Source organism: Pseudomonas sp. TAA207 (genome assembly GCF_001529285.1).
GTDB lineage: Bacteria > Pseudomonadota > Gammaproteobacteria > Pseudomonadales > Pseudomonadaceae > Aquipseudomonas > Aquipseudomonas weihenstephanensis.
In genome coordinates, this window is the sequence record NZ_LLWJ01000060.1 from 131,617 (window position 1) to 141,865 (window position 10,249).

4 protein-coding genes are annotated in these 10,249 nt (G+C 58.0%); all 4 read right to left on the reverse strand.

What is annotated here, in order from left to right:
- Positions 1 to 113: 113 nt before the first annotated feature.
- On the reverse strand, positions 114 to 2,198 hold the full coding sequence (recD, locus tag AP059_RS07570) for an exodeoxyribonuclease V subunit alpha (RefSeq protein ID WP_059762664.1): 2,085 nt from the start codon (positions 2,196 to 2,198) through the stop codon (positions 114 to 116).
- Positions 2,195 to 5,887, reverse strand: coding sequence for an exodeoxyribonuclease V subunit beta (recB, locus tag AP059_RS07575; RefSeq protein ID WP_059762665.1), 3,693 nt, complete (start codon positions 5,885 to 5,887; stop codon positions 2,195 to 2,197). Before recB ends, recD begins: the two co-directional genes overlap by 4 nt.
- A complete protein-coding gene (gene recC, locus AP059_RS07580; RefSeq protein ID WP_059762666.1) occupies positions 5,887 to 9,336 on the reverse strand; it encodes an exodeoxyribonuclease V subunit gamma in 3,450 nt (1,149 codons plus the stop codon). The genes recB and recC overlap by 1 nt, the downstream gene beginning before the upstream one ends.
- A 99-nt stretch (positions 9,337 to 9,435) precedes the next feature.
- A complete protein-coding gene (locus tag AP059_RS07585) occupies positions 9,436 to 9,972 on the reverse strand; it encodes an AAA family ATPase (RefSeq protein ID WP_059762668.1) in 537 nt (178 codons plus the stop codon).
- Positions 9,973 to 10,249: the final 277 nt, after the last annotated feature.

Consider the following 10,249-nt stretch of genomic DNA (forward strand, 5'->3'; position numbering starts at 1 on the left):
AATTCTCTGTGATCTTTGTAGGAATGATGCCGCAACGATAGCACAGCCCTTGTATAGGCTGTGATACACGTCACGTTATGGCACCCGCCCTGCCGTCGTTTCGCTTGCCCGACTTAACCTAACCCCAGCATCAAGCCACTCAGGCGTTTGACCTTGCGCAACACCGCGCCTTCAAACACGCCCGCACGGGGTTCTACCAGGCTGAACCAGTGCTTGGCCCGCGTGATGCCGGTGTAAATCAGCTCTTTGGTCAACACCGGGTTGAGCGCCTCGGGCAGTACCAAAGCGGTATGAGAAAACTCCGAGCCTTGAGACTTATGCACGGTCATGGCGTACACCGTTTCAACATCATTCAGACGGCTTGGCAGCACAAAACGGATACCTCCCTGACCATCGTTGCGCGCGAACGCCACGCGTAAAACCTGACGCTCATCGTGCCCTTCGCGCTCAGGGAGTTTGAGGGCGATGCCTATGTCGCCGTTCATCAGACCCAGCCCGTAGTCGTTACGGGTCATCAGCACCGGGCGCCCTTCATACCACTGCTGGTCGCTGTCTATCAGTTGGCGGGCAAACAACGCGCGCGTAATGCGCTCGTTCAAACCCTCCACACCCCACGGGCCTTTTCGCACGGCGCAGAGCACTTGAAACCCTTCGAATGCGTTCAGTACGGTGCCCGCCCATGCCGCCCAGCAAGGGTCTTCGAGGGGCGCACCTGCCACAGGGCGTTGCTCGCGCAAGACATTCAGGTAATGCCGATAACCTTTGGCTTCGTCCCCGCAGCCCTCAAGCACCAAACGTTCAAAGCGTTTGTCTTGCTCGCCACTCAGTGGCCACGCAGACAGGTCCGCATACTCCCCAGAGGCCAGTAACGCGCGGGCCTCTTGAGCCTGCTGCTGGTTGACCAGACGGGAGAGCTGCCCGATGCCGCTGCCTTCACCAAAACGCCGCGAGTGACGCAGCATCACCACTTGTTGGGCCAAGGGATGCGAACCCTCGGTGTCCGTTTGCAAGCCACTGCCCGCCAGGTGTTCGCCGCTGATCTGCTCCAGCCATGCTCGGGTAGAGGGGCTGTACCAGCCTGCTTCAGCGTCGCGACACAGATCACCGAGTACCGCACCGGCTTCAACCGAGGCCAACTGGTCCTTGTCGCCCAATAACACCAGGCGCGCGTGATCAGGCAGCGCATCGAGCAGGTTTGCCATCATTTCGAGGTCGATCATCGAGGCTTCGTCGACGACCAGTACGTCCAGCGGCAAGCGATTGCCCGCGTGATGGCGAAAATGCCGTGTCCCCGGTCGGCTGCCGAGCAGGCGGTGAACGGTGGTCACATCACTGGGGATTTTTTGCCGTAGCGTGTCGTCCACTTCCAGAGATTTGACCTGAAGGCTGATGGATTCGGTCAAACGTGCGGCCGCTTTGCCCGTGGGTGCGGCAAGGCGAATACGCAGCGGCGCACCGGCTTCAACAGCCGGTGCTTGTAACAGCGCGAGCAAACGCACCACGGTGGTGGTTTTACCGGTACCCGGCCCGCCCGTTACGATGCTGAATGCGCCACGCGTGGCCAAGGCACATGCCAGCTTTTGCCAATCTATCGGCGCATTCGCTTTGGGGCTGCCGAATAAGTTGTTCAGACGTGCAGGCAAATCAGCCGGGGTAACCTCCACCGTGGTCAGACGTTGGCGCAAGGCGCTGTCGATTCGTCGCTCGTACGCCCAATAACGCCGCAAATACAAACGCCGTTCGCTCAGCACCAAGGGGCGACTGGCGGCATCGGCCGTCGAGAAGCCCGCGTGCTCAACCAGTGGACTGGCCTGCAATGCCGTGCACCATGCGTCGCCCTCCAACGCTTCCAGCAGTTGCGAGGGCAACAGCATGGCGCCGGTTTGCACGTCCCCCTCAGGCGGCAAAGACAGTGCAAAGTCAGGCGCTTTAAGGGTTTCAAACAGGTCAAGACACACGTGGCCATGGCCCAACTGATGGCTGGTCAACGCCGCTGCCAGCAGTACCAGCGGATCGCCCTGCGGCGCCCGCTCGTGAAGAAAAGCGACAAACGCTTTATCCAGCGCGCGCAGCCAGCCGCGCTCCACCCAGCGTTCAAGCAACAGCAGCAAATCTGCGGCGCGATCCAGAGGTTGCAGTTGCGCCAGGCTCTCGGCCGTCAACGGCGTGGGTAACAGTTCGGCAAACGAGCGATTCATAACAACACTCCCTGTTCCCACGCGGGGGCCGCCGGTATTGGCCCAGGCTTGCCCTGGAACATCAGGTCCAGGCTTTCAATCAGAATTCTGGGTGGTCGCGTAAAAAATACGCCCTGCCCTTGTGAACGCGTACCACGTAAAAACAGATATAACGCACCGCCCATGTGTTGGTCGTAGTCGTAATCTGCCAACCGCGCCTTGAGCTGGCGGTGCAAGGCCAACAGGTACAGCACGTATTGCAGGTCGTAACGGTTGTCCAGAATGGAGGCCGTCATGGCCTCTTCGGTGTAAGCCGTATCGTCTGCGCCCAACCAGTTGGATTTGTAATCAGCCACGTAATAGCGCCCTTCGTGTTCGAAAGTCAGGTCGATAAAACCTTTGAACATGCCATTAAGCAGGCTCGGCTCGGCCCCTGCGCGCGCAGCCCCGCCATGCGTGTGCTGACGCACCAGTTGATCGAGTTGCAGCACGTCGACGTTGTGGCTGGCAAACCAAAACTCCATTTCAATCTGATACTGCGTCAGCTGGCTAAGGACGACAGCCGGTTGGCCATTGTTCAGACGCAGCGGTTCATCTTGCAGATGCACCAACCACTCGCTCAGGGTGTCGATCCAGCCTTCCCAGCCACGCCGATTACAACGCCGTGCGACAGCATCTTCGATAGCCGCGGGTTGCGCCTTGAAACCCTCACTGCCCGCCCACTCAAGCAAGCCATGCAAGAACGTCCCAGGATTTGGCCCACGGGGGAAACGGTGGATATCACCGCCGCTGAGCAACACATCGCGCGGTGCATCAGGGTCCAAGCGCTCGTCATCTGACAGCTTTTGTGCCAAGGCACTTTCCGGCGCTTCGCCAGCGCTGAGGCTGTCACCAATGCGTAAAGCACTGTAGGAAGCAATCCACCAGTTTTCAGCTGCACGGCGTGTCGGAGTCAGCGGTTTGAGCAACGTGGCCGAATTGTGTGGCGGGTAAAAGTGGGCTTCGCTGGGGGGCGGAGCGGCTTGGCAGTGAATCGCCGGGCAATCGTGTTGCAAGTCCGCAAGCCAGCGCTCCAGCCCTGGCGATTCGGTCAACAGGGCACCCCCGCCGAGCAAATAGCCCAGGGCTGAAGCGTGTAACACCGAGCGGTTGTTGTTGCCTCGTTTCAGGTCAGCCACGCCCAGCCAGCAGGCATGTTGTGCGCGGGTGAGTGCCACGTAGAGCAAGCGCAAATCTTCAGCCAGGCGTTCATCGTCGGCTTGAGTGATCAATTCAGGTGTCGGTTTCAAACTGACCTGTGCGTGGCCTGCGGCATCGTGAAAATGCAGTGGCAGACGGCTGCCATCCACAGGCTTGGTCGAGCAGATAAAGGGCAGGAACACCAACGGGTATTCCAGCCCCTTGGACTTGTGAATGGTCACTACCTTGACCAATTGCTCGTCGCTTTCGAGTCGCAGAATTTGTTCTTCACCGGCCTGGCCCGACAACGCCAAATGCTCGGCCAAGTGCCGAATCAGCGCCTGTTCGCCGTCCAGTTCGCCGGCCGCTTGTTGCAGCAACTCGGACAGGTGTAAAACGTTGGTCAGTATTCGCTCGCCCTCCGTGCGGGTCATCAACGCTTGAGGCAATTGGAAGTCGTGCAGCAAGCGGCGCAGCATGGCCAGTACGCCTTGCTTGCGCCAGATGTCCCGGTAGCCGCGGAACTGCATGACTCGCGATTCCCACGCCAGTTCGTCCTCATTCAGACGCTCCAGTTCGATCAATGGCAAGTCCAGCGTGATGCAAGCCAGCCCGGCCCGCAGCGGCCGTTCGACGTCAGGCTCGGCGCAGGCTTTGAGCCATGCCAGCACATCATGTGCTTCCTGAGCTGCGTAGACTGAATCCTTATCTGACAGGTACACGCTTCGCACGCCACGGGTCGATAATTCACGCCGTACCGCCTGAGCTTCTTTACCATCGCGCACCAAGATGGCGATGTCGGCGGGCAAGACGCCGCGCAAGGCTTCACCGTCTTTGGCAAAACCACAGCGTCCCTGCTGGCCGCCGTTGAGCAGCTCTACAATTTGGCTGGCACACACAGCCGCCAGTTGCTGGCGGTAAACCGCTCCGCTGAGGGGTTGCTCGGCGGGCAGTTGCCAGAGGTTCATAGCCGGGACGGGCTGGCCATCAAGCTGTAGGACTTCTTTGCGGCCTTGGGATTTAACTGAAACAAAGGGCACAGGGTTTTCAGACCCTTCGCGAAATAGAAACGCACCTCGGCCGGTGTCTCGATGTTCGGCACGTTCAAACACATGATTAACCGCGCTGACCATCGCATGGCTGGAACGGAAGTTGGTGTCCAGCGTATGCAACCGGTCACGGGTGGCGTGACGAGCACGCAAGTAGGTATAGATGTCCGCGCCGCGAAACGCGTAGATGGCTTGTTTGGGGTCGCCGATCATGAACAGACCCGTGTCGGGGTCGTTGGCCTGGATGCGATAAATGGTTTCAAAAATGCGGTACTGCACAGGATCGGTGTCTTGAAACTCATCAATCAGCGCTACCGGAAATTGTTCGCGTATCAGGGTCGCCAAACGCTCACCGCTCTCTGCTTGCAAGGCAGTGTCCAGCCTCACGAGCATGTCATCGAAGCCCATCTCGGCGCGACGGCGCTTTTCCTCCTCAAAACGTGTACTCACCCAATGTGCAGCGTGCTCCAGCACCGCCGCATCGGGGCTTGGCAACGCATCGAGCGCTGCTTTCAGGTCGTGCATGGCATCCAAGGCTGGGTGCTGCGGGGGGGCGCCTTTTTTCCAGGCTTCGGCCATGCCGTCCGGGGTCAGGCGCGTAAAACCTGTGCCCAGATCCAACTGCTCCAGTGACTCATCCGCCGCCCACGCGCTGAGTTTTTCAAACCAGGGTTCAAAGTAGCGCGCCTGCATTTTTCGGCCATCGACAGCTTTATCAGCCACGCCTTGCAAGCATATCTGACGTAACTCTTGAGCCCATTGCAACCAAGGGGTTTTGAGCTGCAACAGCGCCTGGCGGCGTTCGTGCAAACAGGCCTCAATCATTTCGGCCGGTGTTTGCTCGGGGTGTTGAGCCGCTCGCGAGCTACCAAACAAGGCACGGACCCGTGGTAATAAAGCAGCGGGACCGCTCCAGTTTGAGCGCACCCAATTCAAGGCATCGCCCTGCATCGGGTAGCAGAACAGACGCCAGTAATCGCGTAGCACTTCGCCCAGCAGGTCGCTGTGATCGGTTTCGAGGGTTTGCGTGAACAGACTGCCGCTGTCGAAAGCATGCTCACGCAACATGCGCTGACACCAACTGTGAATGGTGGAAACCGCCGCTTCGTCCATCCATTGCGCTGCGATATCCAGACGCCCGGCACAACCTGCCCACTGCTCGATCTCGAACGCTTCGCGCAGTTGTGCGACCAAGGTGTCCGGGGCTTCAATTTCGTCCCGAAAAAAACGCGCTGCTTCAGCAAGACGTGTACGAATGCGATCGCGCAGTTCTTTGGTCGCGGCATCGGTGAAGGTGACGACCAGTATTTGTGGCGGTAAGAGTTCGCGTCCAAAGCCTGTTGCTTGCGAGCCGTGCCCTAGAATCAGGCGCAGGTAAAGCGCCGAAATGGTGAAGGTTTTGCCAGTGCCAGCACTGGCTTCAATGAGTTGGCTGCCGCGTAGCGGAAAGGACAATGCCAAAGGAAGTGCATGCGCATTCATTAGCGAGCCTCCTCGGCCGTCAAGGACCGCCACGACGCTTCGAACAGTGGCCGATAAAGTGCGTCACACCACTCTTCAAACTCCCCACCGGCCATGAGTGCAGCGAAGTCAGGGAACTGACGAGACAGCGCCGCGCTTTCCCGGCGCTCACCTTCACTGGTCTGGCCGTCCCCTTCATAGGCTTTTTGCGCAGCCGCAGCGGCTTTGGCAGCGTCGGGTTGGGCTAACCAGGCAAAGGCTGTTTTCACGGCGACAGGCAGCGGGCGCCCCATGCCAATTCTCCACGTTAGAAGCAGGTTGGCGAGAATGTCGCCTGCCTGTTTGGGTGCAAGCGGCGCAAGGAGCAAGGTGTCATCGCTGGCCACCAACGCCGTGGACATGTCTAACCCGCTGGCACAGGCCACTAAGTGGTTGACCCACGGTCGGGTCAACCGATGCCACTTACGGGTTTTAATGCCCCCGATGCTATTAGGAATCGTCGTGATGGACAGTAAGCCGTTATCACTACGTTGGTGCAGATTACTCAACCAGCCCTCAAGGATCAGGCCTTGCTCTGCAAAGCTGACCGGCAAGGCGCTGTTCAAGGGCGTCGGCCAAAGACTCAACAATTGCTGATAACGCTGGAGCACGTCAGGCAGTGGCTCGATCAACTCCTGCTGCAAGGACTCGCCAAAACCGGCCATAGGCAACAAACCGCTGCCCTGTAACCGCAGGGCGCGGGTATGCAACGCTTGTTCGAGTTGATTGGGTTGTGCCAGCGCGGCTTCGAGCAAGCTGTCGCTCAGGGTGTAACGCTCCAGCGCATCAAGCACGAACGGTTCCTCATCTGCCAAAGGCACTTCTGCCGCCTCAAAGTAAACCTTCAGGCGCTGACTAAAGAAGTGACGTACAGGATTACGCAAAAAGTCTTGTAGCTGAGTCAGGTTGACCGGTTCTTCCTGGTGATGGGCCGATAACATCGCGGGTGCCGCATGCTCGGGTTGTGCCTCATGGAGTTGCTGCCATTCACGGGCGTAACTGAACAGCTGGGGATTACCTTCGTGGAAATATCGGGCACTGAAGGGTTGAAGCGGATGCTCTTGGGTCATGGCTTCAAGCAGGTCCGCACCGCTTGAGAGTGTCCAGCCACTGGCCAAGTGGTCACGAAGCTGGCCGATGAGCACGCAGGCCGGACGCTCACTGTTGTCGCGAATACTGCGGCCTACCCAGCTGATATACAGTTGATCGCGGGCGGACAATAGCGCTTCAAGCAGCAGGTAACGGTCGTCTTCACGGCGAGAACGGTCGCCGGGGCGGTAATCGCTGCCCATCAAGTCGAAGTCCAGCGGCGGTTGGGCACGCGGGTAGTCACCGTCATTCATCCCCAGCAAGCACACGAGCTTGAACGGAATGGCTCGCATCGGCATCAAGGTGCAGAAGTTGACCGCGCCCGCAAGAAAGCGCTGCGAAAGTTTGCCTTGGTCCAGCCCGGTCAGCCACGCTTCGCGCACGACCGTCAGCGGCAACTCATCGTCCAGACCCACAAGTTCGCAGGTTTCCAGCCAGTTCTCGCGCAGCTCTTCGAGCTGGGCCAGCAGGTAATCGTCGTGCTCAGTCTCGGCCTGAAAAAACAACTGCATCAGGGCTTGCAGACGTTCGCCCCACTGCTGCGGCAAAGCAGGCTGCGAGAGTTCTTGATGGGCGATTTCAAGGGCATCCAGCAAGGCGACCAGCGGGCCAATCAGGACGGCATCAAGGCCACCGATTTCATCGTAAGGCTCAATACCATCGCAGGCTTCGCCACTGCCAACGGCATAGCCGAGCAACATACGGCGCAATCCGAAACGCCAACTGTTCTGCTCCAGGTGCGCAGGCAGGCCCAGCCCTTCACGCTGTTCGGCATTCAAGCCCCAGCGAATGCCGGCGCCTTCAATCCAACGGTGCAACGTAGGCAAGTCGCGCTCTTGTACGTTGAATCGGGCACGTAAGGCCGGCACGTCCAAGAGGTCTAGAATTTCGCTGACCGGGAATCGACTGTCAGGCAACTTGAGCAAGTGCTCGATCGCGATCAGAAGAGGGTCACGCCCGCGCTGGCCCTGGTCGGCCAAGGTAAAAGGAATAAAGCGGCGGTCATTACGCTCGATCTGCCCGAACACCGCGCGAATGTGCGGCGCATAGCTGTCGACATCCGGCACCATCACGATCACATCCCGCGGCTGTAAATCCGGATTCTCACTGAATCGTGCGAGTAGTTGATCGTGAAGGATCTCGACTTCACGTTGCGCGCTGTGGGCAACGTGAAAACGAATTGACTGATCTTTCTCCAGCTCAATGGCAGGCCAGCACTCGCGTGTTTCATTGAGCGGGCGAAGCTCAAGGATATCGTCCTGTAATTGGTTAAGTAGATTACGCGGTTCAACTTCACTGAAGAGGTCAATCCGACCATCCCGGAACGCGGAACGGTAGCTGTTGGGGTCGTCGAAACTGTCGAGCAGATTGATGTAGTCGCGCCCCTGCTTGCCCCACGCAGCCAGTAGCGGGTGGGCGTGCTGATGCAGGATATCCGCGTCCAGTACTGTAGGCATTCCCGCTTTGCGCGCTTGGCGTTTGTACTGATGACGCAGCAGATCTTTGTCTGCAACGATGTCAGACCAATGGTGGCGGCAAGGGTTGTGTACACATAGCAATACCTGACTGAAACGTGCGAGACCTGCCAATGCTTCGAGCGCTTGCGCGGGCAGAGAAGAAATCCCGAACACAATCACCCTGGCGGGTAAGCCGGAAGGGGCTTGTTCGAGGCTGTTGATTTTTTCAATGAAACGCTGATGAACACCCGCCCGACTTTGGGCCATGCCCTCTTGCCCTACGTCCAGCAACAGGGCACGCCACAACTCGGCTTGCCAGCAGTTGGCCGGGCTCAAGGCAGGCGTTTCACCCCGTGCATTGCGTAATTGATGGCGGCCAGCAGCCCAGTCTTCCAGCCAGTCCGCGCGGTAAACCTGATATTGGTCGAACAGATCCGCGAGCCGCTCTGAGAGTTGATAGCGTTTGCGCAGGTCGGTGTCGTGGGTAAGAAAGCGCTGCAACGGCTCAAAATGCGGCAGATCAATCAGTGCCGGTAACAAGCGCATCAGGCGCCAGGTTAACGGAGCCTTGTCGAGCAATGACTTAGCAGGGATTTGTTCGCTGCCCAGCACCAGACGATAGAGTTGCCACAAAAATGTTCCGGGCAATTGGACATCAATCGCAGCAGCTATGCCACAACCACCCAAGTCATCATCCTGAGCATCTTCTGCGAGGGCCAACTTGAGCCATTGCGCGATCCCGTTGCTCTGCACCAGCGCTATTTCATTTTCCAAAGGTGCCAAGGGATACATGCGCATCCAGCTCACGACCAGGCTGCGCAGTTCATCAAGCCGGTTACCGTGAACCACCATAAAGCCCGCATTGAGGGGCGTAGCAACCGACATATCGGCATCCTTTGGAGAAGATTAAAAACCCGGAGGCGAACCTTAACATCGCCCAGTCATCTGGGGGCAACGCACGGTACGTACGCGCTCAATATGCCTTCAAATAATGGGGGGCTTACGGCTGGCGATATCAATAGCGTCGTTTGTGAGATGTAGCCGATCAGTAACGGACATATCACCTACCAGCCTGATAACAGGGCAAGTACGTTTAGAAAGCCAGTCCTGATGACGGGCCAAACTTCGTCCAGGAGCAGCGCCGTTGTCATATTGGGCAGCCCAGGCTAAAAACTCTGGTTTTACATGACCGAAACGCGTCACCTCCCGCAGCGTTAGTCGTTCTAAGCGCAGGTCAACGGGGAGGTATAGAAACACCACGAGATCAAAAGTGTCCTCAAGTGCGCAGCCCCAACCCATTATCGAGCCAGCGACAACTGCCCGGCTTGCGCGGCGCATCTCATGAAGTAAACGCTCACACCGCTGCGCTTTTTCGACCTGATGTTGATAAGGCGGGTTACTGGGTAGCCACAAAAAATCATCGGCCTCCAGATGTGTCGCACGCAATTCGTGCGCCAAGGCTCTGGCCAAGGTAGTCGTGCCGGTCCCTGCAGCACCCGTAATGAGGATGTTGCGAGTCATACTTACCTCTGTCTCGCCAAGCGCTATCAAGCCTTACTCGAATGACTAAAACGGTTATTTACTGGCCTGCTCACGCTTCAAGACACTGACACAGAGCGTAATAACATCCGTTAAGAAGCAAGTGAGTTTAGTCACGCTTGGGCTTATGACTGAGGATTTGATTACTAAGCGCATGCGGGGTTCAGCGCAAATATTCAGCAATTTGGATCAAGAACATTTTTCGAGCGCACAAACAAAATCCCCATCTGCGTGAGCAGACAGGGATTCTGGAATTTAA